Here is a 294-nt window from a genome sequence, read left to right as displayed (position 1 = left end):
TTCAACACACAGCCGCCTGAAGGCGGCTGGGCGGTAGAGTATGGCAAGTTGTCCAGCAGGGTGCTGTTTCAACACACAGCCGCCTGAAGGCGGCTGGTTTCCTCGTCATGATGATCCTGAAATCTGTTACGCTGTTTCAACACACAGCCGCCTGAAGGCGGCTGGTTGGCAAAAGCTCCTGCCTACACAGGGTTCAAACCGTTTCAACACACAGCCGCCTGAAGGCGGCTGGCGTTATACTCTTAGGTTGTAATTTTGCTTTTGCAGTTTCAACACACAGCCGCCTGAAGGCGG

1 CRISPR repeat array is annotated in these 294 nt (G+C 54.4%).

Annotated elements, in window-relative coordinates:
• Position 1 precedes the first annotated feature (1 nt).
• Positions 2-294: a CRISPR direct-repeat array (repeat unit 25 nt; unit sequence TCAACACACAGCCGCCTGAAGGCGG).

The organism is Neisseria sp. HMSC065D04 (genome assembly GCF_001815675.1).
GTDB lineage: Bacteria > Pseudomonadota > Gammaproteobacteria > Burkholderiales > Neisseriaceae > Neisseria.
The sequence above is the reverse complement of the archived record's forward strand: the minus strand, read 5'-3'. Positions and strand labels throughout refer to the sequence as shown.